Consider the following 26,962-nt stretch of genomic DNA (forward strand, 5'->3'; position numbering starts at 1 on the left):
TACCCGCATCGGATGCATTCGCCAGCGACAGTGGCAAATATTATCGATACGATACGGCTCGAAACGCAATAGACCGTGGCGTATCGAGCGGGAGCCAACGGCGCGCCGACGCCACATGACAGGACGAAACGATGACCGAACAGCACGGGATGATGGGCGTCCTCGTCGTCGACGAGGGCGGAACGATCGTCTTCTCCTCGGGCGTGATGTCGCGCGCTGCCGTGGCCACCGCGGTGATCCAGCGCTGGCGCCGCGCCGAGGACGCGCTGGGCGCGCTGTGGAGCGTGCGCAGCGGCGACATGTCGCTGTGCGTGCTGGCGACACAGGCCGACCAGGCCTGCGCCTTCTTCGCCCTGAGCGACGGCTGCAACGACGAGCTGCTCAATTTCGTGAACGCCGTGCCCTTCGCGGGCGACATCCTGCGCCACCTGCTGACCAGTCCCTACGAGGCCATGACGGTGGTCGACAGCGCGGGCGTGGTGCGCTACCTGAGCCCGGTGCACGAGAAGTTCTTCGGCATGGAACGCGCCGACTGGATCGGCAAGCACGTGACGAAGGTGATCGAGAACACGCGGCTCGACACCGTGGTGCGCACCGGCAAGGCCGAGATCGGCCAGACGCAGGAGATGCGCGGCGCCACGCGCATCGTCTCGCGCGTGCCGATCCGCGCGCGCGGCGGCGAGCTGGTGGGGGCGGTGGGCCAGGTGATGTTCCGCGGCCCCGAGCACCTGCAGTCGATGAACGCGGAGCTGAGCCAGTTGCGCACCGAGGTCGCTTTCTACCGGCGCGATCTCACCAACCGGCGCACCAATTCGCTCGGCCTCGAGCAGATCGTGGGCAACAGCGCGGTGATCCGCAAGCTCAAGGACGACATCGTGAAGGTGGCGCCGCTCGACGTGCCCGTGCTGCTGGTCGGCGAAAGCGGCACGGGCAAGGAGCTGGTCGCGCATGCGTTACACCTGCTGAGCATGCGGCGCGACAACCCGTTGGTGCTGGTCAATGCCGCGGCCCTGCCCGCGACGCTGGTCGAGAGCGAGCTGTTCGGCTACGAGGCCGGCGCCTTCACCGGCGCCGAACGCAAGGGCCGCAAGGGCAAGTTCGAGCAGGCCAACGAGGGCACGCTGTTCTTCGACGAGATCGGCGACATGCCGCTGGAGATCCAGGTCAAGCTGCTGCGCGTGCTGCAGGACGGTGCCTTCGAGCGCGTGGGCAGCGAGCGCAGCCGCAGCTCGAACTTCCGCCTGATATCGGCGAGCAACGTGGACTTCCAGCGGATGATTGCCGAGAAGTCGTTCCGCCTCGACCTGTTCTACCGCATCAGTGGCGTGACGCTGCACGTGCCGTCGCTGCGCGAGCGCCGCGACGATATTCCGCTGCTGGTCGAGCACGCACTCGAGAACTTCGCGCAGCGCCACGGCACCGCGAAGAAGCGCGTGAGCGCCGCCGCGATGGAACTGCTGGTGCGCCAGCCTTGGCCCGGCAACGTGCGCCAGCTGATCCACACGCTCGAGCGCGGCGTGATCTTCGCCGAGGGCGAGGAGATCGGCCCCGGCGACCTCGGCCTGCTCGGAGAGGGCGAGCACGGAGGCTCGGCGATGGCCTCTCTGCTCGCGCCGCGCGGGCCGGGCGAGCCGGGCGATCGGCCGCTGCCTTCGGTCACGTCGACCATCTCGACGGGCCCGGTGCGCGAAGCGGTCAGCAGCCTCGAGATGTCGCTGATCCGCGATGGCATGGCGCGCTTCAAGGGCAACAAGCTGCGCGTGGCGTCGGAGCTCGGCATTTCGCGCTCGTACCTCTACAAGCGGCTCGCGGAGATGGGACCGCTGTGAGGCGCGCGCTGTCCGCCTCTGTCCGCGCGCGTGCCGCGACGAACGACAGTCTGCCCGCGCCGTGCACACCACGGGCACGAACCGTGGCGTTCCCGTCCCTGCTTCGCGATGGCACAACGCTTGCACCCTTCGAGCGCCACAGGCATCTGGAGAAAGCAATTGGCGATACAGGCAAGCGGCGCGGCGCCGGTGGGTTTCATCGGCATCGGTGCGATGGGTTTTCCGATGGCGCAGCGGCTCATGGCGCGCGGCCATGCGCTGGTGGTGCACGACACCAGCCCCGAGGCAGTGACGGCCCTCGGCGCACAGTCGGCGGCATCGCCGCGCGAGATAGCGCAGCGCTGCGAGGTGGTGTTCTGCTGCCTGCCGAGCCTCGAGGCTTATCGGACCGTGGTGCTCGGCGCGGAGGGACTGCGCGAGGGCCGGCGCATGACGCACTACGTGCACCTCGGCACCACCGGCTCGGCACTGGTCGAGGAGTTCGAAAATACGCTAACGCGGTGTATGACCATCGACGCCCCGGTCACCGGCGGTCCCGCGAACGCAGTCGAAGGCCGATTGACCTCCATCGTGTCGGCAAGCACCGAGGCCCTCGACACCTGCCGGCCCATGATCGAAAGCTACTCGGCCCACCTGATCGTGGTGTCGCAACGACCCGGCGCGGCGCAGCAGATGAAGCTGATCAACAACATCGTCTCGGCCGCCAATCTCGCGGTGGCCTGCGAAGCGCTGGTGGTCGGCGCCCGGGCCGGGCTCGACCCCGCGATGATCGTGCAGGTGTTCAACCGCGGCAGCGGCCAGAACAGCGCGACGCTCACGAAGATTCCCGCGGCCGTGCTCACACGCAGCTTCGACTGGGGCGCCGCGCTGCGCATCGTGCTGAAGGACGGCGCGCAGTTCCTGCGCGATGCCGATGCGGCGGGCGTCCCGGTCGAGGTGGCGCGTGCGGTGATCGAGAGCTACCGGCGCGCGGCCAGCATCGAGGGGCCCGATGCCGACATGACCACCGTGATCCGCCAGCTCGAACGCGCGGCCGACCTGCACGCCACCGCCCTGCCCTCCTGACGCGCGGCGCGGGGTGCCGGGCGGCGGCGCGCGGGGATGACGCTACGATGCCTTCGCTTCCCTCTTCCACGCCATGACCACCTCCGCCACTCCCCGCTCGCCGGGCCGCCAGCGCGACACCGCCGCGCACGAAGCGATCCTCGCCGCCACGCACGAACTGCTCGACGAGCTCGGCTACAGCAAGCTGTCGATCGAGGGTGTGGCGAGCCGTGCGGGCGTGGGCAAGGCGACCATCTACCGCTGGTGGCCCCACAAGGGCGCGCTCGCGGTCGAGGCTTACCTGACGGCCGTGGCGCCGAGCATCGCCTTTCCGGTGACCGACGATCCGCGCCGCGACATCGAGGTGCAGGTGCATCGGCTCGCGCGCGTGTACCGCGGACAGAAGGGCCAGACGCTGCGCACCATCATCGGATCGGGCCTGGCCGACGAAGGCACGATGCAGCTGCTGTCGGACGGCTACCTCAACCCGCGCCGCGGCGTGGCGAAGGCGGCGCTGATGCGCGGCGTCGAGCACGGCGTGTTCCGTGACGACCTGGATCTCGAGCGCGTGATCGATGCGATCTACGGTCCGCTGTTCCACCGCCTGATCATCGGCCACGCCGCGCTCGACGTTGCCTTCATCGACACGCTGCTGCAGATCGTGCTCGACGGGATCTCGGTGCGGCCGCCGTCGCGCGCACCCAAAAGTTGAGCTTTTTTTCGATACGGCTCGTATCGAATCGGTCTCGGCATGTTGCTTGCGGTTCGCAGGCGTGGCGATCGGTCCACGCCTTTCCGATTTTTGCGGAGCACAACACCATGAGAGACAAGCGACGAATTCTTCTGGCCGCGGGAGGCGCGGCATTGCTGCTCGCGACCGGCGGCGCGCATGCACAGACACAGCAACAGGCCTTCCCCTCGAAGCCCATCCGCATCATCGTGCCACTGGCGCCGGGCGGCTCGGCCGACGTGCTGGCGCGCGCGGTCGGCCAGCAGCTGGCCGAAGCGCTCGGGCAGCCCGTCATCATCGACAACAAGCCCGGCGGCAACAACATCATCGGCACCGACGCGCTGGCGCGGGCCACGCCGGACGGCCACACGCTGGGCCTGCTGATCAGCACCCACGCGATCAATCCGCACGTCAACAAGGCGCTGCCCTACGACTCGCTCAAGGACTTCGCGCCGGTCGCGATGGTGGCGCTGATGCCGGGCCTGCTCACCGTGCATCCGGGCGTGCCGGCGCGCAACGTGCAGGAGCTGGTCGCGCTTGCGAAGGCGAAGCCCGGCGCGCTGGCCTACGGCCAGGCGGGCCAGCTCTCGTCGGGCCACCTGTCGATGGAGCTGCTCAAGCAGGTCGCGGGCGTGGACATCGTCAGCGTGCCCTACAAGGGCGGGTCGGCCGCGCTGTCGGATGCGGCCGCGGGCAACATCCAGGTGCTGATCAACAGCCCGGTGAGCGCGCTGCCCTTCGTGAACGCGGGACGGCTGCGGGCGCTGGCGACCACGGGTGCGCGCAGGCCGGCGGCGTTCTCGCAATTGCCCACGCTGGCCGAGTCGGGCTACCCGGGCTTCGACCTCAACGAGTGGTACGGCCTCTTCGCGCCGGCGCGTACGCCGCGGGCCGTGGTCGAGCGGATCAACACCGAGGTGCGACGGATCATGGCGAGCCCGGCGATGGTGAAGCGGCTCGCGGAGATCGGGGCCGAGTCGCCCGCGATGGACACGGCCCGGTTCGCGGACTTCGTGACGGGCGAGACCGCGCGCTGGGGCGAGGTGGTGCGCAAGGTGGGCGTGAAGCTCGAATGAGCCGGCCCCGTCGGCACGCCAAACGCAGCGCGTGCCGACGGGGCGATGCCCGGCCTAGAAGCGGAAGCGCGAGCCGCCGTCGATCGAGATCACCTCGCCGCTGAGGTAGGACGCACGCTCCGACACCAGGAAGCTCACGAGGTCGGCCACTTCGGCGGGCTCGGCCATGCGGCCAAAGGGCAGCGAGGCCAGCAATGCGTCGTAGGCCTTGTCGGCGGCCTGCGTGGGATTCAGCAGCGAGGCGGTGCGGCCGGTGCGCACGAGGCCCGGGTTCACGCCGAGCACGCGCACGCCGTGATCGACGCTCTCCGTGCCCAGCGCCTGGGTCAGCGCGATCAGCGCCGCGTTCGCGGACGAGGTGCCGATCGATTTCGGATTCGGGCGCAGCCCGCTGATGCCGATGATGTTGAGGATCACGCCGCGCCGGCGCTCGCGCATGCGGCGGTAGAAGGCGCGGCACAGCTCGATCGTTCCCATGAGCTTGCCTTCGAAGCCTTCGCGCAGCGCGCCGGGGTCGACGTCGAGCAGGCCGCCGCGCGGGATCGCGCCCGCGGAGTTGACGACGATGTCGACCTCGGGGAAGGCGTCGACCAGGAGGCTGTCGGACAGGCGCGAGAGATCGGCCTCGAAGATCTCGACCGACACGTCGTGCGCCGCGCGCAGCGTGTCCCTCGCTTCGACGAGCGCGGCCTTGTCGCGCGCGACCAGCCGCACATGGCAGCCCTCGGCGGCCAATGCCTTCGCGCAGGCGAAGCCGATGCCTTTCGATCCGCCGGTGACGAGCGCCGTTCGGCCGGACAGTTGCAAATCCATGTCTATGAACTCCAGTGATTCGATTCCAGAAATTGCCAACGCCTCATGCGATCACGAGACCTCGGCCGCCATCGCGTGCTGCGCAATGCACGTGCCATGCGCAAGACAATGCGGTCCTTGTGAAATCGGCCTCTCCGTTCCCGCACTGTGTCGCCATGGCGGTCATCGATCGACCGGAAGGCGCGCAGTGTGCGTACGAAAGGCAGTGCGCTCGCCTCGACGTCAAGGCGTTCTCGAAGGGCTGTCGCAGCGCCACGATGGATCCGACAGTTGGCATGCCCATTGCGGAGGGCGGGCATGTCACTTGAACCACCTCCGGCACTGATCGACACGGTGCCGCGCAAGAACACCCCCTCTCTGGACCTGCTCAAGGACATCCGTGTTCTCGATCTCACCTCGTCCATCGCGGGCCCCTACGCCGCGCAACTGCTGGCCGACATGGGCGCCACCGTCGTCAAGGTCGAACCACCCGGCAAGGGTGACGACGTGCGTGCATGGGGCCCACCGTTCCTGAACGGCGAGTCACTCTGGTACCTGAGCGTCAATCGGAACAAGCACAGCATCACGCTCGACCATGCGCAGCCCGAGGGCTATGCCATCCTTCAGAAGCTGGTGGCCCAGGCGGATGTCGTGATCGTGAACCTTGTGCCGCGCATCCAGCGAAAACTGCGCTTGGACGTCCAGACACTCTCGGCCCTCAAACCCGACCTGATCCATGTATCCCTCACGGGCTTCGGCTGCGACGGCGAGCGTGCCGACCTGCCTTGCTATGACCTGGTGGCCGAGGGCTATTCGGGCGTGATGGAACTGACCGGAGAGCCCGATTCACCCCCTCAGAAGATCGGCACTCCCGCGGCGGACCTGCTGGCCGGCCAGGATGCCGCGCTCGCGACGCTTGCGGCGCTGCACCGACGCGGGCGCGACGGGGCTGGCTGCGCGATCGACATTTCGATGGTGGAGAGCATGACGCGCTTCATGTCCCCGCGCATTCTTTCGTACCTCGGCGGTGGGGACCTGCCGCAGCGCTCGGGCGGCCGCGACAGCGTGATCGCGATCTACCAGGTCTTCGACACGGCGGATAAGCCCATCACGCTGGCGCTGGGCAACGATGCGGTGTGGGGCAGGTTTTGGAAAGCCGTGGGGCAACCGGAGGTGGCGCAGAACGCCGCGTTCGCCACCAACGCACTGCGGCGCGCGCATCGCGCAGCGCTGGTCCAACAAATCGCCGATCTTCTTGCCACCCGGCCGCGCGCGCACTGGCTTGCCATCTTTGCGCGCGAGCGCGTGCCCGCGGGACCGATCCAGGACGTTCACGAGGTGGCCAACGACCCCTCATTGAGCGCGCGAGGATTTGTCTACGCGGTCGAGAGCGAGCGGGGCGCGCTGCCGCAGATGGGCCTGGGCATCCGCTTTGACGGGATGTCGGAGGGATCGACGCGGCCACCGCCGGCCTTGGGCGCCGACACGGTGAAGATCCTCACGCAGTGGGCGGACGTCGATCCCGCGCACATCGAAGGGCTGCACGCCCGTCAGGTGGTTTGACACGCCCGATCGCGTTTGCGCAAAGGCCGCGACGAAGCTTGCCCATCGGTAGAGAAGTGTTTGCGCAACGACGAATGGCGCTCAGGGTGGCGGGCCGGTTGGATGACCCGCTGTGGGATGCACCGGCGATTCCCACAGCGCCATGAATTGCCGGTCCGCCTGGGCTTTGAGCTGCTCGAGCTCCCGCAGTCCGCTCAAAGAGGTGGCAGGACCCAGGCGCCTGAGCAGTGCGTAGACCTGCGCTTCGGTCGCAGCCCAGTCCTCAAACAGCTTTTCGTCAAAGTTCGACATCGCCAATCGCCTCTGAACAAGGAGCCCGCGTCCCGCGGCTGTGGATTGACGTTCAAGCATGTTGTTCCTAAGTGAAGGATTTTTTCGCGCGCGCCCGTAGGAATCTTCATCAGCCAGAACGCCATGCACGTGTCGCGGACCAGCGATGCAACCACCAACGTCTCGAAGATCGAGCGCGGTCGAGCGGCAGGCTTCAGGGCGTTGCCCTCAGCGCGTTTTGGTCGTCGTACCAACCAGCGTAAGGCGTGTTCTTGATCAGCTTGCGATTGAGGTCGGGCGCGCCGTCGGTCCACCAGGGCGGACCACGCTCGCCCAGTCGACGCTTCATGTCATCGACCAGCGCTCGCGCCGCAATGCGCGCCTCGATCGGTCCCCCGCCGCGCAGCGCCCGGCGTGCTTGCATGAGCCGCTGGACAAGGAGGTGTTTCTCCTCCAGCGGCAGATTGGGATTGGCGGCGCGCCAGAGCCGCCCGCGCACCACGAGATAGCGGCCATCCGGCGTCACGATCGGGGAAGCGCTCACGCGTGAGACCCGCGGCGCGAAGGCGCGGCCCCGCGTGGGTTCGGCAGCGCCAGGCGGATCGGCCCGCCCGAACTGTGTGCGTCCACCTCCAGGCCCTTGCGCGTCACGCGCAGCCGCTGGACAGCGGCGAGTTGGCTTGCGACGTCCCGGATCCGCGGCATCAGCGCCCGCCAGCGAGTCGGCGTTGTCAGCGCGCGGGCAACTTCAGACGGACAAATGCTCGCGCCAGGCTCTCGGTCCGCCAACAGGGCAAAGATGTGCGCTTCGATCCGCGCATCGGTGACCCTGCCGGTGTCCAGCTCGTCCATCGCACGGTCTCCGCCAACCGGGTCAGGGGAAGGGACGGCTGACAAAGCGCGATCCTTTCAAACCGAAGCGCCAGGGAACATCCCGCGCTTTCGAGATGCCAACGCGAACACCCACCACCACCGTCTGCGGCGTGGACGGCATCTCCAGCACAAAGGGCGCCTGATCGAGACGCAGCCCGTCATGCGCCACTGTGATCGCGAGCGCCTGCGCGACCCGTCCAGGCCCGGCGCAAAGGAGTCGTGCATCGGCCACGCCGCGCCGGTCCCGCATCACCTCGATGCCCTCGAGCGGCTCCAGCGCGCGAACGAGAACACCCGCGCCATGGCCGACCTCACGGCACACGAAGTTCAGACACCAGTGCAAACCGTAGGACCGGTACACGTAGGCGCATCCCGATGGACCGAACATCGTCGCATTGCGCACCGAGGGACCGCGATAGCTGTGGGACGCAGGGTCGAGGACGTCGTAAGCCTCCGTCTCGACGATGCGCCCACCGACACCGTCCACTCGGAAGTGCGCCCCGATCAGCGCACGTGCCACTTCGGGCGAGGACGCATCGAAGTCAACGAGGACGGGAGCGGAAGCAGCACGCAGCATGCGCTCATCTTGGTATTCGCACGTTCGGCGCATGTCGGCGATCGAGATGCAATGCATGTAGGCGCGCGTCCAGCAGCCGCAGAACACTGCGGCCACGTTCTAGCGCGGCGCCCGCAGCACCGCGCAGCGGTCGACGACGCTGAGGACACGGCCGTTGCGCACGCCACCGCGGCGCCTCGCCGCCGCGCGGCCGGTTGCCGGCATGCCGTGGACTGATTGCACGGCGCTGCGCTTTGGACCGAATGTTTCGCCCGCCGTCGTCCTACCCGCCGCGCGTGAGCGGGTTCGTAGATTCACGCTCACTGGAGACGCACAGGGCAACTCCACCAACTTCAAGTTCAGGGGACTTACTCATGAAAAAGCATCTTCTCGTTCTCGCCATCGCATCGACCTGCTTCGCCATGAGCGCCGCAAGTGCTGCCGAAGGCATGACCAAGGACCAGTACAACGTGGCCAAGGAAAAGATCGAGGCCGACTACAAGGTCGCCAAGGCCAAGTGCGACACGCTCAAGGACAACGCCAAGGACGTCTGCGAAAAGGAAGCCAAGGGCACCGAAAATGTGGCGAAGGCGCAGCTGGAACAGGACTACAAGCCCAGCGCCGCACACGCCAAGAAGGTCGCCGAGCAAAAGGCCGACATGACCTACGACGTTGCCAAGGAAAAGTGCGACGACCAATCGGGCGATGCCAAGAACGCCTGCGTGAGCCAAGCCAAGGCTGATCACGACAAGGCCAAGGCCGACATCAAGGCGATGAAGGGCTAAACCCTCTCCAGACGGCAATACAAGGAGGTACGCGATCATGCGTACCCCCTGCCCTCATCCGTGCCCCGCCTTGTGCGGGGCATTCTTTTGTGGCTTCAACTTGTTCGCAGCCGCTCGATCCCGCCCAACGGAGCGCTTGAAAAATATGCTAACGGCGCGTATGGAATAGCGCTCCCTCGGTCCGCATCCAACGTCGAGGTTGACAGAGCGCCATGCCCGGCGCACACCGACAGGTGTGCATGTCGGCTGTTCCCGAGCTTTGCACGGGAAAGCCCGTAGCGCCTCATCTGACGGCTGATTCCGCCCATGTCTTGGGTCCCGCACTTAAGGCGCAAGTACCGTCGTCGGCAGAAGTCGAGCTGGTGCACCTGGACCGGCGTCGGCCTCCAGGAAGGCGCGACGGACCATCTGACGATGCGACGTGTTCCAACGAACGGGATCGATGAGAAGGAGTTTGCGATGCGATTGACCACCAAGGGTCGTTTTGCGGTGACCGCGATGATCGACATCGGGCTGCGCCAACGACTCGGACCTGTGAACCTGGCCGCCATCAGCCAACGGCAGCAGATCTCGCTGTCATACCTCGAGCAGCTGTTTGGCAAACTCCGCAAGCACAATCTTGTCGTGTCGGTCCGTGGGCCTGGCGGCGGCTACCATCTTGCGCGCCACAGCGCTGACATCTCGGTGGCCGACATCATTGCGGCCGTGGATGAGCGAGCCGCCCTCGGCAACGATGCGGACGAGGGCGACAACTTGGGTGCGCCAGGTGCCTCGCCGTCCTCACTGGCGCGCAGCACTGAAGAACTATGGGCCTCGCTGAATCAGCGCATGCTTGATTTTCTGCGAACGGTCACTTTGCAAAAGCTCGTCGAAGACCAAGTTGCCAAGGGCGTAGAGCTTGAAGCACCCACTCCGGCCAAGAGTGCGATCACCTCGCCTGCCCCCGTCAAGCCTGTGCGCACCCGTGCCCCCAATTCGGTCTTCGCGCTGGCCAATGCGATGTCCAAGCACTGATGCCGTCACTCGGGCAGCTCTAGCCCGGTGCAAGCCACCATCACAAGCTTCACTTCATGCGCCGCACAGCCGCCCTTGAACGCGTTGCGATCTGAGGGCAGGTGTCGCCGACGAGCATCCCCCTATGTGGCCGCGCAGCTTCTCGTGGGTGCAGGCTCTGTGCGCTCACTGCTGCGTCAGTGGGCGCGATGGCCTTGTTGATTGCGTCCTTTGAATGAAAGGCCGCGGCCCGGCTGGCCGCGAGCCGAAGGGTCATCGCCCTTCACGAGCAAGCGCGGGACGAACTAAACAAGCTGCGCGAAGCGCAATTCGATGTGCGCGTGGGCGCCAGCCCTTTCAGGCATCTGCCCCGACGCAATCAACGCTCGAACGGGCGCACCACACACGCCGTTCAGGCCGCTGGCAGTTGCGACGTTGGCCGGCGCAGCCATGGCGAGTTCTTGCGTTCGCGCCAAGCAACCCAACCCAGCGGCAGGTTCGCGAGTTCAGCGAGCGTCTGGTCCAACTGCACCAACTGGCCCAGCCCCACGATCATCGCCTCCGATGCGTTGGCACCGCTGCTGGGCAGCATCTGCCAAGCGCCGTCGTCCTCGTCGTGGAACACCTGCAGGATTGGCACAGTCCCATTCATGATGGACTTCACAGTGAAGCAGGCAGCGTTCGGGGCATCTTCGAAAGCCCAGGCATCAGACATATTTCCGCAGGCAGTTGATGGATCAATGGTACCGGTGAAGGTAGGAGTTCGCTGTCGGGCCTTGGCCGAGGTCGGGGTGCTGAAAGTGACTGCGCCTGGCCGATGGCGGCTGCTTGGCATCGTAGCGGAGCCGATGCTTTCCACGCCGCTTACCCGGCGTTTCCCGTCCCCAGCATGACCTCATCCTCGCGCGCTGTGGCGAATCAAATGATCTGACGGCCAGGTGTCTGCTCGGCTTTGCAGCACCGGCCGCGTGACGCAGCCACGGCGAGCAGCTCAGGGGCGTCTACGCCGTGTTCCAGTCGGCGCCGTACGTGGCGGCCGCATAGGTCTGGACCACCATCGAGCCGAGCAGGCCGTGCATCACGTCACCTTGCGCCGCGCGCCGACTCACGATCGCGGTCAACATCCCCTTGGCGGCCAGCGCCTGCAGCGCGCGATCCACCCACACCTGACGTTGTGCCTGCGGCAACGCCTCGATCTCCCGGCGCATCATGCGGATCCGCTCGCCGGCGGAGTCGGCGGGAGTGGTGAGAGTGGCGGACTGTGTGGCGACCGTGGCGGCCGTCGTGCTGGCAGCTGCGGCCGAGGGTGCGACAGCCTCCACGGCGGTCTGTGCGGGCGGCGACTCAAGATCCGGCTCTTCGTCTGCGTCCGCCGGTGCAGGCGCCTCGCGCTCGTTGCGCAGCAACGAGCGAAGATAGGAATAGGCGTTGTCCACGGCGCGCAGCGAGTTGTTGGCCGCACGCCTTTCCAATGCGTCGAGTTGCTCGCGCACACGGTCGTCGCCGAACTCCTTGATCAGGCCATCGAGCTTGATCTCTCGAATGCCCAATGTTTCTGCGCGAAGCACAAGGTTGGCGTCCACCGGCTTGTCCGCGCTCGTCGCAAAGGGCGAACGGGCACGGCGGCGAACCGCAAACTGCACTTCGTCGACCACCCTGCCCTGGCGATGCTCGATGAGCTCGATCTCCAGATCCGTCTCCTGGTTGATCTCGGCCACCGCCTCCTTCACGCGCTCGTTCTTGAACTTGCGCCATTCGCGGCGGTCGCCACCAGGCAGATTGCTCAGCGCGTCGGTCCACCACCCCACCGGCTTGCGGCTCGTCACGCCGCCGGGATTGTCCCGGTAGCGCACGCAGATCTCGTACAGCGCGATCGCGGCATAGGTGCTCAAGCGGGCAAGCACGTCGAGCTCGATGCGGGCCCAGCGCGAGGGCTCGCGCAGCGCCGTCATGATGGACGGGGGGAAGGACCAGCTGACCCAGGTCTCGCCGCGGCGAACCTCCAGCGCGACTTCTGACAGCATGGAGAAACCGCGCCATTTGACCCCGTCACCCGGCGCCGTGGATTCCCAGTCGACCTCCAGGCTTCTCATTTCGCCGAGGTAGCGCTTGGCGGCCGTACGGTCGGCGCCATCGGACCCGGTGGTGCGCAGCACGGCCGCCAGGGGTGCCTCGAACATGAAGTCTGCCAACGGCATCGAGGCCATGGCGGTGAGGCGAGCCTGTGACACCTGCAGCAGCACCGTGTAGATGCGGCGAGCGGTCAACGTCACCCGCGCGGAACGCGGGACCATCACGATCATCTCGTGTGGCTTGCGCAATTCGAGCCCGTCCGTGCCCACGACGCGGGTGGGCGCCGAGGACGAAAGCGGGCTGGAAGCTGTCATCTCGCGATCATATGTCCAAGTCGACGTGGACACCAAGCTGGGCCGCCTACCGATTTTGGCGGTGGCAAGTGTCCGGGGCTTGGTTAAAGCGCGGACACTTCGCCCGGCGATGCACTTTCAGCCCGAGTAAAACACGGACGCGGGGCGAATTCGACGACAGCCCAGCACCTCACGCCGGCGAGTAAAACGCGGACACGAGACCGATTCACCCCCTGTTTTGGGTCAATTCGCTCCTGGTTAGATCACGGACGCGTGCCAAAAACGGGCTCTGGGGCGGCCATGTCGTCCTGTGGACAACCCTGGAGGGTGCCGTTAGACCACGGACGACTTCCGAGCAGGGCGCGGACGGATCCGAGTAGATCGCGGACGCATCCGCGTAAAGCACAGACAATTCGCCTCTAAAAATCATCGTAACTTGTTGATTTTAAATGAAAAAATCCGAATAAGAGTAGCTGCTAACTTCTTTAAAGGTATTAATACCTTCTTAAACTCGGGAGAAGTTATCCACAATCAGAGAGAACTTCAGCGAAACCTTCTCTGATGGATTGCAGATTCTTCGAATTTCGACGGGTGCTGGGCATAATCGCATGACATCAGCACTTTGAGAGTTTCGCTCGTGGATATCAAACAAACCATCAAACGTCAGTCCCTCGAAGATATCGAGGCACAGGCGCAACGCATTGCCGGCATGATGGATCACATCCGCACCGCGATGCTGGCTCCGACCGCCACCAAGCTTGCACCGGCGCTGGGTTCTGCGCAACTGGCCGACCTGTGCGGGGTCGACAAATCGAAGATCGCCTATCGCCTCACCCGCGGCGATCTGCCTGCAGGGTCGATTCAAGGCAATCGCCGTGAATGGTCGATGGGGGAGGCCCAACTGTGGTCGCGCGATTTCCGCAGTGAGCACATGCGACCCAAGGGTGCCGCCGGCATCACCATCACGGTGGCCAACTTCAAGGGTGGCGTGGCCAAGACCACCTCCGCCGTGACCCTGGCCCAGGGCTTGTCGATGCGGGGTCACAAAGTCCTGCTACTCGATCTGGATCCTCAGGGGTCGGCCACCACGCTCTTCGGCGTGCTGCCCGATGCCGAGGTCGACACCGAGCACACCGCGATGCCACTCTTTGCCGGCGACGAGGATGACCTGGCGTACGCGATCCGTACGACCTACTGGCCAAGCATCGACCTGGTCTGTGCGGCCCCGCTGCTTTACGGTGCCGAGTTCGTGTTGCCCGCGCGGCAAGCCAAGGACCCGGGTTTCGAGTTCTGGCGCGTGCTCGACCGTGGTCTTGACACCCTGCGCGAGGCCTACGACGTGATCGTCATCGACACCCCACCCTCACTGAGCTACGTCACCATCAACGCGCTCATGGCGGCCGATGGTGTGATCATGCCCTTGCCCCCGTCTGCACTCGACTTCGCGAGCTCGGCCCAGTTCTGGGATCTGTTCTCCGACCTGTGCAACCAACTGATCCGAAGCCGCGGCAAGAACAAGAGCTTCGAGTTCATCGACGTGCTGCTCTCGCGGGTGGAAGCCTCGGATGCCGCAAGTTCGGTGGTCCGGCAATGGGTGCTCGAGGGCTACGGCGACAAGGTGCTGCCCATCGAGATTCCGAAGACGGCCGTCGCGGCCACGGCGAGCGCCGAGTTCGGTACCGTGTACGACCTCCCGCGTGGGTCAGTGAGCTCGAAGACCTTCGCGCGGGCGCGCGATGCGTACGACAGGATGTGCGAGTTGGTGGAGCAACAGATACGGGCAGTCTGGGCACGTCAGCTGTCCGAAAACGCCATGCTGGTGGCAGGAGATTGATATGGGCTTGAGAGACAAAGCTTCCAAGATCGACTTTGCTTCGCTGACTGCCCCCGTTTCGGTGACGCCCGAAACCAAGCAGCCCAAGACGGCGCCCGGCGCCATGATGGCTTTCGCGAACGACGCGCGATCGGACCTTCTGCGCGAGAACGAGATGCTCAAGGAAGCCGCGGACAAGGCCGCGGGCCTCGAGGCACAGCTACAGGAAGTCCGCACGGAGCTCGAAGGCTGGGAGGGCGCTCGCGCGACGCGTCACCTGGACCCCAAGCGCATTGGACGCAGTCGGTACGCGAACCGACATGAGAGCAGTTTTGTGGGTGAAGATTTCGAACGGCTCAAGCGCGAGATCCAGGAGTCGGGCGGCAATGTGCAGCCGATCAAGGTGCGTCCTGCCAGCAAGCCGGGCGGCGAGTTCGACTACGAGGTGGTTTTCGGCCACCGCCGTCTCGAGGCGTGCACGCAGCTCGGCCTTCCCGTGCTGGCCGTCATCGACAACCTCGATGATCGATCGCTCTTCGTCGAGATGGAACGCGAGAACCGGGAGCGCCAGGATTTGTCGCCGTGGGAGCAGGGGATGATGTACCGGCGCGCGCTGGACCTGGGCCTCTTCACCTCGAACCGCGCCTTGGCCACGGCGCTGGGCATCGACCACAGCAACGTGGGCAAGTCGCTCGCGCTGGCGCGGCTTCCGGACGAAGTAGTCGCTGCCTTCCGCTCGCCACTCGAGATCCAACTGCGCTGGGCGCCCTTGCTCAATCGCGCGCTCGAGTCGGACGCGGAAGGCGTGCGGGCCCGGGCCGAAAAGTTGTTGACCCAAGCGGCGCGACCGGCCGCCAAGGAAGTGCTGGCCAAGCTTCTGGTCGCCGATACCGAACTTCAGGTGGATGCGAAACCCCACACGCTGACGGTCAAGAACAAGAAGGCAGCCACGCTGAGCTTCGACGCGGACGGACGGGCGAACGTGCGCATCCACGTGCCGCTGTCTGCCGAGCGCCGCGCGTCCCTGGAGAAGCTGTTGGCGGAGTTTCTGCATAACGCCTAAACAGACTGCCCAGCGGCAGTAACGCCGGAAAGAAAACGGGGTGTGGTTCGGAACCACACCCCTTTTTTCTTGTCTCTTGCGCTTTGCGCCTCCGCGGTTCGCCTCGGCAACCAGCGATGTCTCAGTGCAACGCCTTCTGATCGTGAAGGGTAGAGCGGAATTGGGCGCGGGGCGCAAGCTGTGGACGAGGGCCGCGACGTTTGGGGCTGGAAGTACGCACAGATGAGTGCTGGGAATGCTCGCTTGTCCGCTAATTGTTCTGAACCACGCAACGTAAGCGCTGGTCTTCAGGGGCACCGCCACTAGGTTTCGGGAGCGATCGACTTGTCGAACTGAGCACCCGCTTCGACTTCTCCAATTCAATCGATCAGAGTTCAGGGGGTGGTTCGGAACCACACCCCCTCGACTTTGCGACCAAGAGGATTTCGTGGGACCACGGTTTAGGTGTACCCGGCAGCCCTTCTTGCTCCCGGGGTCAGGGAGATCCGGAAATGCCCTGTGTCGCCGATCTGTGGGAGTTCGCCCCGGGGGTGCGAAGCCGCGTCCGTTCTATTTTTTGCGGGATTTCCGGCCCTGTCATAGCCCGAACTGTCATGGGACACAGGCGTTCTTCAGGCCGCTTTCCGGCCGAGGTTCACGCACCCCGGGATGCCGCCAAATATTCCGATCAATCCCTCGGGCGTGGTTCCGAACCACACTCCTTGCTTGCACCAGGTTGGACGGCGATTTCGAGATCATTGCAACGGGTGCGCGACGCTAACCAAGTGCCCGGTACCAGCTCATACGCCTCGGCACTAAGTCTGACCGCATCGCTCGCACGGCTGCCGAGCCATACGAAGACCGCCAGACATGGCGAAGCTTGGCTCCGATCGCCTAGTTGCAGGCATGCAACTTTCCCTCGCGGAAAACAAGATCCACGGTGACTTGCCTGCCCGTCCGCACCCGCTGCGGAGCACGCTGCGCAAGGATCCGACTGCGCAATTGCTAGGACGAGCCGCCTCCAACCCCTCAATTTTGTAGATCGAGCGCCGCTCCAAGCAGCCATGGTGGGGTGTGGTTCCGAACCACACCCCCTAAACCCAATGACGGATTAGCTCGGGGTGTGAAGCGTCCAACTTTCTTTGCGCGCTGAACGATCTCGCAGATCGGTGCTTTGCGGAACATTTGCCCCTACTTGGAGGCTCGCCAGCAATACCTCGAAGCCGCATCGCAGCCCGCGACGCGTTCCGACCCATGAGGGGCGAGAGCGAACAAACCGTCCGTGCTCTACTCGGCTCTGAACTGCCGTCGTGGTAGCTGCTCCCGCTCTCTTCGGGGGTGGGCCCCAAACATGGTCGGCGGGCACAAGTTCACGGGTCGCCGCATACTTTTCCCCTCAACTCGGAGCTGTCGAAGTCACAATCGAGTCACTGCATCGCGTCTTGACTCAATCCCCCGACGCCTCGGACATCCAGTTGCGCGGCGCGAAACCTTCATCCTGACTGTCGCCGTGAGACCGGGATATAGACGGTTAGAGACGCTGATTCCTGTCAAGCGCATCGAGTAGCTAGCACCGGCATTCCCTGCTCGAGCTCCGATGGCGTCGTGTCCAAGCAGCTACTATTTTCTGGACGGAAAGCGCTCCCTGGCGCACATCCGTCATGTCTAAAGGCCATTGCTCGCATTGAAGTGTGCACTTACTCTATAGAAAAATCAGCCGCGGATTCCTGGTGGCGCGAGAGAGCCGTGACGTTTCCGGCCGTGAGTGCAATTGTTCGATCACAGCGAGCGAGCGCAGCAGACTTGGCGCAGTGATCCGTGGACCTCGAGGATGGGACGTCCGCTCCGCTAGGCCACATTCCCATCGGTAAAGCCAAAATGACTCGCCATGCAGCGCCGCGCTGATTCGTCCTAAAGTATTCAACGGAACGCGAAGCGCGGCCTTGATGGTGAATCGGGACAAAGTGAGCCGCCACTCGTCGGCATCAAAAGTGGGCGCTAAGTCATTGATTTATCAGGAGATTCGGTGAACCTGCTTTTGCATGAGGGGTTTGTGCATCAAGAAATAGCACGGATGATTATTGGACGTAGCGCGCAGCTCCCAAGGACAGCTGACAGGGCATAGACGCTCTCAGCGTGGCTGAAGCTCAGCGACTGCACGCTTGTACGCATGCGAGTGAGGCGCCCGCATCGCTGAATCCACTGTGTAGGCCACGACGGCGCCGGCGGTTAGGGCGAGCCCGCCGAGATCGCGCCTTGGCGTTTCCAGTCAGTAACCACTGCCGGGTCCGAGCCCCGGTGGCCAGTGATCAGGACAGGCAGTAGTCACCTAACGCCCGTCAACCCATGCACTCAGCATCGGACCAACGTTCATTTCGCTATAAGCGCTACCTGACCGGCGCACAGCGCGCCACAGTCAGGACCGCCTGCGGGTTCTCGACCGGTGTTTTTTGTGCCCAAGCCGGTCCGCGCGCGCAAAAGGCCCCCCACGCTCACCAGCTCTTCTTCGTCGAGCCAACCGTGGATCAAGACCCCAGCCAATTCTGAGCGTTGCCTGTGCTGTCGACCTTATAGCTGGTCGCTCCACGCGCAAGCGCCCTCGTGACGCGAGGCTTCCCCCAACACATCCCGCGGACTGGCAATGCACCCGCGCGCCCGTCAGCAGCACGCCACAGCCCTTTAAGCCAAGGCTCGCTAGCTGTCATTGACCAGCTGTGGTTCCGAACCACAGGCACACGGGCGCTGCGGCAGGGCAGAGAAGGTTCTCTGTGTTTTTCCTCACAGCTGTCCTCCGATTAGCGCCAAAGTTCTATGTATGTGTTTTATGATGTATCTTTTTGAAACATTTACAACCGAAGAGACATGACTAATTCGAAGTTCCGCCGCACCGCTGCCGCATCCGCCGTTCTCACCGTTCTGCTGGCTTCCAGCACTGCCTTTGGCGCCAATCTGAATTTGGGGGCAGCCGGTACTGCTGGCGGCTCAAATAGCGGCGGCACCGCTGGCGCGGGCGGTTCCGCGGCTGTTGTGGCTGGGGATGCTGCGACTTCCATAGGCGCCGGGGGCAATGGAGGATCTGCAACTTCAGGCGGGCACGGTGGCGCAGGTGGCAGCGGCTCAAGCGCTGGATCCAACGCTTCAGCGATCGGTGCTGGTGGCACAGGCGGCTCTGCTAGCAATGGGGCAACCGCCGGACTTGGGGGTGCAGGCGCGACCGCAAGCGGGCTGGGCACGACGGCGATCGGCACCGGAGGCAAAGGTGGCGATGCAACTACCGGCGGAACCGGCGGCAACGGAGGAGCCGGTGCCGTGGCAAGTGGCGCTGGAGCGACGGCCATTGGCGCGGGGGGCTCGGGTGCCGGAGGTTCGTCTGGTCGAACAGCGGCCGCTGGCGGTGCAGGTGCTGCTGCTGCTGGTACAGGATCTATTGCTGTGGGTAGCGGCAGCTTTGCATCTGGCGCGCAGGCTGACGGCGCGTCGGCAATCGCGATCGGAAGTGCGTCCGGCGGAAGACAAGGTGCAGTCGCTTCGGGCGAATCGAGCATGGCGATTGGCGGTGCGTCTGGAACGCAAACCGGTGCAAGCGCTGCGGCGGCCAGCGGCGTTGCGTTGGGCGCCGGCAGCCAAGTCACTGCGGCTGCGACCAACAGCGTTGCCTTGGGGGCCGGCTCCGTGGCCAGCGCAGCCAACACCGTGTCGGTTGGTGGCAATGGTGTGACCCGTAGCATCACCAATGTCGCATCAGGAAACATTGCCAGTGGCAGCACGGACGCCGTCACTGGCGGTCAGTTGTTCAGCGTGCAGCAGACCGCGAACGAGGCGAAGGCCACAGCTGAATTTGCGTCGGCAATTGCGGTTCAGGCGGGCAAAGATGCCAATGCAGCCCAGCAGTCTGCAAACGCAGCAAACTCCATTGCGGGCACTGCACTGGACGTCGGCAACAAGGCTCAGACCACGGCCACCAATGCGCTGAGCACGGCGCAGGCAGCAACGACGGCAGCAGGCACGGCGCAAGCTGCCGCGGACAACGCCCAGGCCACCGCCAGCAAAGCGCTGGGCGCGGCCGGCAATGCACAAAGTACCGCTGACGGCGCTGTTTCAGCGGCGCAAGCGGCTGACAAGGCCGCGTTCATCGCGCAGCAGACAGCCAACTCCGCCAGCAACCTCGCCGGTGTGGCCCTCGGCGTTGGCAATACGGCGAACAATACGGCAAACAATGCGCTGAGCACCGCGCAAGGCGCGTCGGCGGCGGCAGGGGTGGCGCAGTCCAGCGCGAATACCGCACAGGCGACGGCAAGCAAAGCTCAGGGCGCCGCCACCAACGCGCAGTCCACTGCCGACAGCGCGTTTGCTGCCGCCATGACGGCAGACAAGGCAGCCTTCGGTGCCCAGCAGACAGCCAACACGGCCAACAACCTGGCTGGCGTGGCTCTCGGCGTGGGAAACACGGCCAACAACACCGCGAACAACGCCCTCGCTGCAGCCGGCAACGCGCAAACGACCGCGAATTCGGGCGTTGCCGCTGCCGCCGCTGCACAGACGACGGCGAACAGCGGGGTTGCCGCGGCCGCCAACGCACAGACCACAGCCAACACGGCGGTGAGCGCGGCTGCCAACGCACAAACGACGGCCAACGCAGGCGTGGCCGCTGCTGCCAATGCCCAAACAACCGCGAACACGGCTCTAGGCGCGGCTGCCAACGCACAGACCACGGCTGACGCCGGTGTTGCCGCTGCTGCGGCCGCGCAGACGACGGCGAATACGGGCGTGGCCGCGGCTGCCGCTGCGCAGACGACTGCCAACGCGGGCGTCGCTGCTGCTGCGGCTGCGCAGGCGACGGCAAACACAGGCGTGGCTGCGGCTGCCAACGCACAGACGACTGCGAACACCGCAGTAAGCGCGGCCGCCGCGGCACAAACGACGGCCAACACAGGCGTTGCAGCTGCAGGCGCAGCTCAGACGACTGCGAACACCGCCCTGGGCGTGGCCAACAACTCGGCGCAATACAGCGCCGGCGGAACCAACCTGCAACTCAACGCCAACGGCGGCGCAGGCTCGACCATCAGCAACGTGCGTGCCGGCGCGGCGCTCACCGATGCGGCCAATGTGGGCCAAGTGCAGCAGGCCCAGCAAGGCGCGATCACCAGCGCGAACAACTTCACCAGCCAGCAGGTCATGGCACTGCAGACGCTCATGAATCAGGCGTTCTCGAACGGGCTGTGCAGCTTCTCGGGCGGCAACGTCACTTGCGGCACGGGCGCGAGCGCCACTGGCCAGGGCGCCACCGCCTTCGGCCCGAATGCGCAGGCCAACGGCAACGACACCGTGGCGGTCGGCAACGGCGCGCAGGCCAGCCATGCGGGCTCGGTCGCCATCGGCGCGGGCGCGCGCGCGCTGGCCGATCCGACCACCGCGGTCGGCAACAACGCCCAGGCCCTCGGCAACGATTCGGTCGCGCTCGGCGCCAACACGCTCGCCACCGGCCGCAATGCCGTGGCACTGGGCCAGGGGTCGGTCGCCACGCGCGACAACAGCGTGTCGGTGGGCAACCAGGCCACCGGGCTCGCACGCACCATCACCAACGTCGCGCCGGGCGTGCTGCCCAGCGATGCCGTCAACGTCGGCCAGATGCAGCAAGCCGTCGCCACCGCGACCAACGAGCTCCGCAGCTTCGCCGCTCAGGGCATCGCTTCGGCGCTGGCCATGCCCAGCATCCCCATGCTCGCGCCCGGACAGCGCTGGGTGGGCGCCGCGGTCGGCAACTACGCGGGCGCCTCCGCGCTGGGCATGGCGTTCGGTTACCAGGTCAGCGAGCGCCTGAACCTCGGGCTGGGCGTGTCGACCGGAACCAGCGGCAGCGCCAACCACGTGGCCACGCGGGTGCAGGTCGGCTACGCCTGGTAAGCAATGCTTGACGGTGTCGCAGTGCGTCTTGCATGCGACACCGTCTCGCCGTGACTCACTGCTCCATCATGGTTGGTAGAGCGCCTGCAAAGATGGCCACATACCAATCGCATGCCCCCAAACGGGAGAAGAGGGGCGCGAAGGTGCAGTCCCAGCGACAACGAGACGTTGATGCTGCTTTGCGAAGACTGATGCAATGACGGCTTGAGGCCGGTTCTGGATTCAGGTCGCATCGTGCCGCGCCCAGCCGGCACGATAGAGTGCCCTCGGCGGACTCTCGCGCGGGCTGAGAAAAGTTTGATGGCAAGTTGGCGGAGGGCGGTGTCGCTCCGCAGTAGCGGCCTGCGTTTCGAGACGACGTGCACCCGTGACCGTTCTGGCTTTGCGCAAAGCCGCAGTCATGGCATCGGTTGCGAATGCACTCGACCACCGGATGCCCGCCAGGGCTATGAGCGAGAGGGCGAGGCTTGGGCTTTGATGCGCGCGGGGTTCCCGACCACCGTCGCGCCTTGAGGCACGTCGCGCGTGACCACGCTCCCGGCTCCGATGACCGCGTCATCGCCCACCGTGATGCCGGGCAACAGAATGGCGCCGCCCCCGATCCACACGTTGCGCCCGATCCGAATAGGGCGGCCGAACTCGAGGCCGGTCTCGCGTTCCGCAGCGGTGCGCGGGTGGTCCGCGGTCAGGATCTGCACGTTGGGCCCGATTTGCGTCTTGTCCCCGATGTGGACTTCCACCACATCCAGGATGACACAGCCGAAGTTGAGGAACGCGCCCGATCCAAGATGGATGTTGAAGCCATAGTCGCAGTGAAAGGGCGGCCGGATCGTCGAGCCATCTCCCACCGAGCCCAGCCGCTCGGCCAGCAGCACGCGTCGATCGGCGGTGGCCATGCCCAGCGCGGCGTTGTAGCGCACCAGCCACTCCCGGGTCGCCGCCAGGTCACCCTGAAGCTCGGCGTCGCCCGCGTCATAAAGCTCGCCGGCCAGCATCTTCTGTTTCTCGGATTTCATCGAAGGCACTCCATGTCGTCGGTCGCGCCAGCCATGCAGGCCATGGCCGGCTGAAGGCAAGCCTAAGCGCCCGGAGCAGCTGTTGGTGTAGGAGCCCGGGCGCAGTCAACCGGCCGATCGAAGGAGAGGACAGCCTTCATCTCGGCGTTAAGGGCGCGAACATCTCCCTGTGCGCCTGGCCCCTTCCCGAAGTACTCAAAGGCCTGCCTAAAAGCGCGCAAAAAGTCGGCGCCCCCAAAAGGAACAAGCGTCTGGGCGAAGCCCTAGCGATGCGTACCACGCGTGGCCATCGCGGTTGCCTGCCGGGTGCAGGCGCTTTCATGCCCGCCGGCCACCTCTCAAATCAGGTTGTCTGACCCGCGGCCCGGCAGGATCGCGGTGGAATGAGCCTCCCCTGATGGGAGTCGGCACGACCTCAGTCAAGCACGTTCACTCCCTGGTCGCGCAAGAGCTGCACGAGCGACTCCCAGCGTCCGGCTTCCCACTCGGCGAGGCATTGCGCGAGCAGAGACTGAGAATGCACCTCTGCGGTGACGGTGATCTTTCGTGAGCGGAGCCAGCCGGTCTTCTCAATCTGCACGAAGTGCAGCTGATCGTACGGCGCTGCATCCATCGGCACATGACTCACGCGCAACTCGGCCTTGGCAGCCGGAGCCTGAAAAACGATGGCTGGCAACGGCCCTTCCTGGGTTTCGTGCCACGCGCCCATGACATTGCGCCAATCAACGGATCTGATCAGCGTGATGGCTGCTTCAGCGTTGTCGACGTGGCCGATGTCAGCAGTGTCGGTCGACGGAACACCGAACTGGATGGTTGTGTAACGGAGCATGGATTCGGCGTCCTCAGCGTGCGGCATAGCACTTCGCGACCGGGTGATATCAGATCTGGACCAGATCCTAAGCCAGCCGAACCGCAAGACGTTTTGAGGGCCGCTTGGCGTGCGTAGTGGGTCGCGACAACCGAACTGCTCGCACAACCGCCGCCGCGCATTCATCCCCCACAACTGGCCGACGATGCCGAATTGGTTCGGCGCGATGTCACTCGCCGCATTCGCCCGTCGGACGTCATCTCCCTCCAGGCTACAAGCGGAGGAACACTTCGTGCCGGACGCGCGGATGTAAGCGGACGAGGCGATCGCTGCTTGAGGCTGGAACAAGCGCGCCGGATCGGGCATCGGGGAGTAGAACCAGGTGAGCACTAACTCAAAAGAATGCGGCGCATCACGGGCTCGTTGACGTTCAAACAGCCGGCAGGGTGCTCGACAAGGCGAGCAATCGAACGATTGCCTGCGGAGGTCGGCTGTCGCATCGAGCCGCCAAGAACACAAACCAGGGGTTCATGGCGCGCAAACATGCCGAACTTCGCGGCGGGATCAAATTGGCGGCGAAACACCTTCGTAAATCGCCTCCCAAGACAACATTGGCAGCTCTTTCGGCGAGACCTGTCCATGAGGAAAGAGGCCGTCGACGCCTGCGTCCTCAGCAGGAGGCGGCCGAAATGCGAGCCACTGCCTATGGCGAATTGACTGGATTCCCCGGACCATGGGCGCTGAACGGGCTGCGACCAGCGTGTCGTGTCGACGCCCTACCGGACGCGGCGGGCTCGCGGCACAAACCGGTGGAGTTCGTCGCTGGCTCAGATATTGAGGGCGTTCGTGCCCGGCGAGGCGGTCTTGGCTCGCTCGGAAAACCCCTCGTAGAAGAAAACGATGTTGTCTGCCGGGTCACCCGAAAGTCGCCCCCGAACCTTGTCGAACGTCATCATCGCCACGCTGAACTTCGGTGGCCCGACGACCAAGACGGGTTGCGACCGAGCTTCATGCCACTGGTAGGTGCCACCGTGCTGTCGACGCCCGACTTCGAGGATGTAAGACCCCAGCAGTTCGACCAAGGCCTTCACATCCGCAGCCGGCATCTCCTTGGCATATTGAGATGCCTCCGCCAGCATCTCCTCCACGGTGGCCAGACTCTGCTCGGAGTAATCGAGCCGTCCTCCGGCGCGCGCCTGGAACTGGGACACGGCCAGTGCCGCCTTCTCGCGGACCTGCGCCGCGAGGTCGAAGCCTTGGGCCGACGCTGGCGAAGGCTCGACCATAGTCAGAGCGAACAACGCTGCGAGGGCCGGGACAAATCCAAAAATGGTCATGCTGCGCGTCGGATGGGCGGGCAGGGGGAAGGCCTGCGATCGCGCGGAACACCAACCCTGCCCGGAGTGCCTCTTTGGGCTGCTGGGCGCAGCCGCTCAGAATCGTAGCGGCCTCGTGTCGATCCAGCGTGACTTGGCCCAAGGCACATCTCCGGGCCAGTACCAGCACGCAATGCGAGGGTTACGGCCGGTAAGCACTCACTCCCAGCGTTACGCTGGCAAAACCTGCCAGCCTGGACGATCAAGCCGCCGCGGATCGCGGACGTCGATTCGGCATGGCTTCGCGCGAAGCGTATTCCGCCTTGGCCCGGGTTGACTGCCTCTTCCGGGAGCAGCTGCAGCTTTCGGCAGCTCGAGCACTGATACAAGCGACGCTGAGAGAACAAGCGCATCCACCCTCGTCGCTCCACGCGTCCCAGGTGATTGGCAGTGCAGTCGCAGGCGGAAAAGAACGACATGTTTGCAGAGAAAAGAGTTGCGTCCATCGCTGCCGGCAAGCGTGACGAGTCCCTCGCTTGTCGTGGCCATGGTGAGGCGCATCACACATGGCGCGCTTTTCTTCCCTTGATGCCGGTCGCGAGGCGCAGCACCTGTGATTTGATTGCATTTTGTTTCACTGGGCTTAGCATTGCAACCAAATGATTACATTGTCTCGATGCGCGGGCTGGGCCCGGCGGAAGAAGTGCGCCTCGCGTGCATGACCGTTTGGACCAGCCGGAAACGCCCTCCGGTGAGGTTGCCCATGACAGACACCATCTCGCAAGTTTTCGATTTGCCAAGGCAGTTGGACGACCGCGTGCGCGTGTCGCGTCCAGTCCGTGCCGTGTTCCACGTGGCTTCTCGGGAGGAGGTGAACCGGTGGCTTCTTGGGAAAAGCGGAGAGGCCATGACCGACCAAGACCTGGTGCTGAAGTACGTCGTTGAAGTTCGCGATCTCTCGCACGACGATGAACCCTGCCTGTCCGTTGAGGACCTCGCGAGCGACGAGCGGGCTGCGGCGATGCTCGCTGCTATTTTCCTTCGGAACATCGAAGGGTGAAGGCTAACTTCCACGAGCCTGAGGGCGTCGGCAGGTCAGCGTGGATGCGGCGCAATGCCGCCAAGAGATTCAACTCTCAGAATGCACGCCGTTCGCGCGTCGACGTTGCGCCGAGGAGGCCCGAACGGCAGTACTGAATCGCCACCAACACTGAGTAGTCGTCTCGTCAGGCTGCGAACTCCGCAAGGAAGCGTTCCCCCCACTTCCCACCAGTAGAGATCGCAAAGGGCCGCGCTCGCGCAGCGCAACATCGACCGCGGTCTGAGTGAGCGCAGTCCGATCGTCGGAAGGGTAGCGGGCGCCTCGATCACGCTTGGCCGCTCGAGCACCCTCGCCAATCTATCGACGCCGGATCGCGTGTGCGTCCGGCCTGGCGCAAGCCGCAGCCCCGTCCTCCGACAAGCCCAAGCTCGAGCGCGAAGCCGCTGTCGCCTGATGACAAGCCGGTAGAAATCCTCCATGGGCTGAATGCCGCCTGGCCAGCGCAGTGCTGGTGCCTACCCTGGCTGGCGGCCACGTCCCGGAACGTAGCTTGCGGCTCAAGACGAGGTCGTCCACGCTGCAAGCGGTGCCGCTTCCCCGTCGCGACGATGAGAGGATGGATGTATCGAAGCAGGCGCTGCCCTCACCTGGTCCTCTTGCGCAACAAGCTTTTCAATCCCGAAGAGACACGTCGACTCGAAGGATCACGCGCCGTTGGCGCGTCGAATCACCACAGGACCGATACCCTCGTAAACCGTCGCACCGTCCTTGAGCGACGTGACTGACCAGCGCGCACCAGGCGTCACCTTGTAGTCGCCCGGCGCCATCGGCAGCTCGCGCATGTCTTGCACCTCGTCGCTGTACCAGACGGGTGTGACCAGCACGGAGGTCTCGGACAGGAAAAAATCAGCTTGGCTCATCCGGCGATTGTCGAGGTGGGGGGAGAAGACCGGGCACGTCGTACATGACCGCCCGGATGTGATCGCCAGCGTTGCGGTCCCAGTCACCATAGTGTTGGCCGATTTCGGCACACATGCTGACCACAAGTTCGGCAAATTCAAGCAGGGTAGGGCGCAGCGGCTCGTCCGGCGCCAGTTCGCCGGCCCGTCTGGCCATGGCCGCGTACTCGGCCTGGATGTCCACT

The 26,962-nt window shown here is 65.0% G+C and carries 24 protein-coding genes; 12 read left to right on the forward strand and 12 right to left on the reverse strand.

What is annotated here, in order from left to right:
* The first annotated feature begins 131 nt into the window (after positions 1 to 131).
* The 4 genes from R0232_RS42140 (at position 132) to R0232_RS42155 (ending at position 4,679) form a co-directional block, all read left to right on the forward strand.
* A complete protein-coding gene (locus tag R0232_RS42140) occupies positions 132 to 1,829 on the forward strand; it encodes a sigma-54 interaction domain-containing protein (RefSeq protein WP_431513316.1) in 1,698 nt (565 codons plus the stop codon).
* A 159-nt stretch (positions 1,830 to 1,988) separates the two neighbouring features.
* The gene (locus R0232_RS42145; RefSeq protein WP_431513317.1) at positions 1,989 to 2,894 is read left to right on the forward strand and encodes an NAD(P)-dependent oxidoreductase; all 906 of its coding nucleotides are present in this window, start codon (positions 1,989 to 1,991) and stop codon (positions 2,892 to 2,894) included.
* 73 nt (positions 2,895 to 2,967) lie between these two features.
* On the forward strand, positions 2,968 to 3,585 hold the full coding sequence (locus R0232_RS42150; protein ID WP_208509571.1) for a TetR/AcrR family transcriptional regulator: 618 nt from the start codon (positions 2,968 to 2,970) through the stop codon (positions 3,583 to 3,585).
* 107 nt (positions 3,586 to 3,692) lie between these two features.
* The gene (locus R0232_RS42155; protein WP_431513318.1) at positions 3,693 to 4,679 is read left to right on the forward strand and encodes a Bug family tripartite tricarboxylate transporter substrate binding protein; all 987 of its coding nucleotides are present in this window, start codon (positions 3,693 to 3,695) and stop codon (positions 4,677 to 4,679) included.
* A gap of 54 nt (positions 4,680 to 4,733) precedes the next feature.
* Here the strand turns inward: R0232_RS42155 and R0232_RS42160 are convergent, their stop codons facing one another.
* A complete protein-coding gene (locus R0232_RS42160) occupies positions 4,734 to 5,492 on the reverse strand; it encodes a short-chain dehydrogenase/reductase (RefSeq protein WP_431513319.1) in 759 nt (252 codons plus the stop codon).
* 297 nt (positions 5,493 to 5,789) lie between these two features.
* On the opposite strand from R0232_RS42160, the gene R0232_RS42165 reads away from it, so the two are divergent.
* A complete protein-coding gene (locus R0232_RS42165; RefSeq protein WP_431513320.1) occupies positions 5,790 to 7,034 on the forward strand; it encodes a CaiB/BaiF CoA transferase family protein in 1,245 nt (414 codons plus the stop codon).
* An 81-nt stretch (positions 7,035 to 7,115) separates the two neighbouring features.
* On the opposite strand, the gene R0232_RS42170 is transcribed toward R0232_RS42165, so the two are convergent.
* The 4 genes from R0232_RS42170 to R0232_RS42185 form a co-directional block, all read right to left on the reverse strand.
* Complete coding sequence (locus R0232_RS42170) at positions 7,116 to 7,325, reverse strand: hypothetical protein (protein ID WP_431513321.1); 210 nt, start codon at positions 7,323 to 7,325, stop codon at positions 7,116 to 7,118.
* 193 nt (positions 7,326 to 7,518) lie between these two features.
* Positions 7,519 to 7,848, reverse strand: coding sequence for a hypothetical protein (locus R0232_RS42175; protein ID WP_431513322.1), 330 nt, complete (start codon positions 7,846 to 7,848; stop codon positions 7,519 to 7,521).
* Positions 7,845 to 8,156, reverse strand: a complete 312-nt coding sequence (locus R0232_RS42180; RefSeq protein ID WP_431513323.1) for a DUF3253 domain-containing protein — start codon at positions 8,154 to 8,156, stop codon at positions 7,845 to 7,847. Before R0232_RS42180 ends, R0232_RS42175 begins: the two co-directional genes overlap by 4 nt.
* 22 nt (positions 8,157 to 8,178) lie before the next feature.
* Positions 8,179 to 8,754 carry a DNA-3-methyladenine glycosylase gene (locus R0232_RS42185; RefSeq protein ID WP_431514661.1) on the reverse strand — a complete coding sequence of 192 codons (576 nt, stop codon included), beginning with the start codon at positions 8,752 to 8,754 and terminating at the stop codon, positions 8,179 to 8,181.
* 353 nt (positions 8,755 to 9,107) lie between these two features.
* Here R0232_RS42185 and R0232_RS42190 point away from each other — a divergent pair, with 353 nt between their 5' ends.
* Both R0232_RS42190 and R0232_RS42195 read left to right on the forward strand, forming a co-directional pair.
* Positions 9,108 to 9,518: a hypothetical protein gene (locus R0232_RS42190; protein WP_431513324.1), complete on the forward strand. Its 411-nt coding sequence runs from the start codon at positions 9,108 to 9,110 to the stop codon at positions 9,516 to 9,518.
* A gap of 459 nt (positions 9,519 to 9,977) precedes the next feature.
* Complete coding sequence (locus R0232_RS42195; protein WP_431513325.1) at positions 9,978 to 10,532, forward strand: Rrf2 family transcriptional regulator; 555 nt, start codon at positions 9,978 to 9,980, stop codon at positions 10,530 to 10,532.
* Between the two features lie 391 nt (positions 10,533 to 10,923).
* Here the strand turns inward: R0232_RS42195 and R0232_RS42200 are convergent, their stop codons facing one another.
* On the reverse strand, positions 10,924 to 11,226 hold the full coding sequence (locus R0232_RS42200; RefSeq protein WP_431513326.1) for a hypothetical protein: 303 nt from the start codon (positions 11,224 to 11,226) through the stop codon (positions 10,924 to 10,926).
* Between the two features lie 286 nt (positions 11,227 to 11,512).
* Positions 11,513 to 12,898, reverse strand: coding sequence for a replication initiation protein (locus R0232_RS42205; RefSeq protein WP_431513327.1), 1,386 nt, complete (start codon positions 12,896 to 12,898; stop codon positions 11,513 to 11,515).
* Positions 12,899 to 13,514: 616 nt separating this feature from the next.
* On the opposite strand from R0232_RS42205, the gene R0232_RS42210 reads away from it, so the two are divergent.
* The 4 genes from R0232_RS42210 (at position 13,515) to R0232_RS42225 (ending at position 21,636) form a co-directional block, all read left to right on the forward strand.
* A complete protein-coding gene (locus tag R0232_RS42210; protein ID WP_281081777.1) occupies positions 13,515 to 14,711 on the forward strand; it encodes a ParA family protein in 1,197 nt (398 codons plus the stop codon).
* Position 14,712: 1 nt separating this feature from the next.
* On the forward strand, positions 14,713 to 15,753 hold the full coding sequence (locus R0232_RS42215; RefSeq protein ID WP_431513328.1) for a ParB/RepB/Spo0J family partition protein: 1,041 nt from the start codon (positions 14,713 to 14,715) through the stop codon (positions 15,751 to 15,753).
* Between the two features lie 3,046 nt (positions 15,754 to 18,799).
* Complete coding sequence (locus tag R0232_RS42220; RefSeq protein WP_431513329.1) at positions 18,800 to 19,450, forward strand: hypothetical protein; 651 nt, start codon at positions 18,800 to 18,802, stop codon at positions 19,448 to 19,450.
* Positions 19,405 to 21,636 (forward strand): YadA family autotransporter adhesin, encoded by a 2,232-nt coding sequence (locus R0232_RS42225; RefSeq protein ID WP_431513330.1) that lies wholly within the window; start codon positions 19,405 to 19,407, stop codon positions 21,634 to 21,636. Before R0232_RS42220 ends, R0232_RS42225 begins: the two co-directional genes overlap by 46 nt.
* 446 nt (positions 21,637 to 22,082) lie before the next feature.
* Here R0232_RS42225 and R0232_RS42230 read toward each other — a convergent pair whose 3' ends face one another.
* The 3 genes from R0232_RS42230 to R0232_RS42240 all read right to left on the reverse strand — a co-directional run bounded on the left by R0232_RS42230 (position 22,083) and on the right by R0232_RS42240 (position 24,797).
* Positions 22,083 to 22,652, reverse strand: coding sequence for a sugar O-acetyltransferase (locus R0232_RS42230; RefSeq protein WP_431513331.1), 570 nt, complete (start codon positions 22,650 to 22,652; stop codon positions 22,083 to 22,085).
* Positions 22,653 to 23,067: 415 nt separating this feature from the next.
* Positions 23,068 to 23,481 (reverse strand): hypothetical protein, encoded by a 414-nt coding sequence (locus R0232_RS42235; RefSeq protein ID WP_208509554.1) that lies wholly within the window; start codon positions 23,479 to 23,481, stop codon positions 23,068 to 23,070.
* A gap of 806 nt (positions 23,482 to 24,287) precedes the next feature.
* Positions 24,288 to 24,797, reverse strand: coding sequence for a hypothetical protein (locus R0232_RS42240; protein WP_431513332.1), 510 nt, complete (start codon positions 24,795 to 24,797; stop codon positions 24,288 to 24,290).
* A 742-nt stretch (positions 24,798 to 25,539) separates the two neighbouring features.
* Between R0232_RS42240 and R0232_RS42245 the strand changes: the two genes are divergently transcribed.
* A complete protein-coding gene (locus tag R0232_RS42245) occupies positions 25,540 to 25,836 on the forward strand; it encodes a hypothetical protein (protein ID WP_431513333.1) in 297 nt (98 codons plus the stop codon).
* 686 nt (positions 25,837 to 26,522) lie between these two features.
* Here the strand turns inward: R0232_RS42245 and R0232_RS42250 are convergent.
* Both R0232_RS42250 and R0232_RS42255 read right to left on the reverse strand, forming a co-directional pair.
* Complete coding sequence (locus tag R0232_RS42250; RefSeq protein ID WP_422098457.1) at positions 26,523 to 26,738, reverse strand: hypothetical protein; 216 nt, start codon at positions 26,736 to 26,738, stop codon at positions 26,523 to 26,525.
* A complete protein-coding gene (locus tag R0232_RS42255) occupies positions 26,725 to 26,961 on the reverse strand; it encodes a hypothetical protein (RefSeq protein ID WP_431513334.1) in 237 nt (78 codons plus the stop codon). The genes R0232_RS42250 and R0232_RS42255 overlap by 14 nt, the downstream gene beginning before the upstream one ends.
* Position 26,962: the final 1 nt, after the last annotated feature.

The organism is Variovorax sp. DAIF25, from assembly GCF_050711835.1.
Lineage (GTDB): Bacteria > Pseudomonadota > Gammaproteobacteria > Burkholderiales > Burkholderiaceae_C > Variovorax.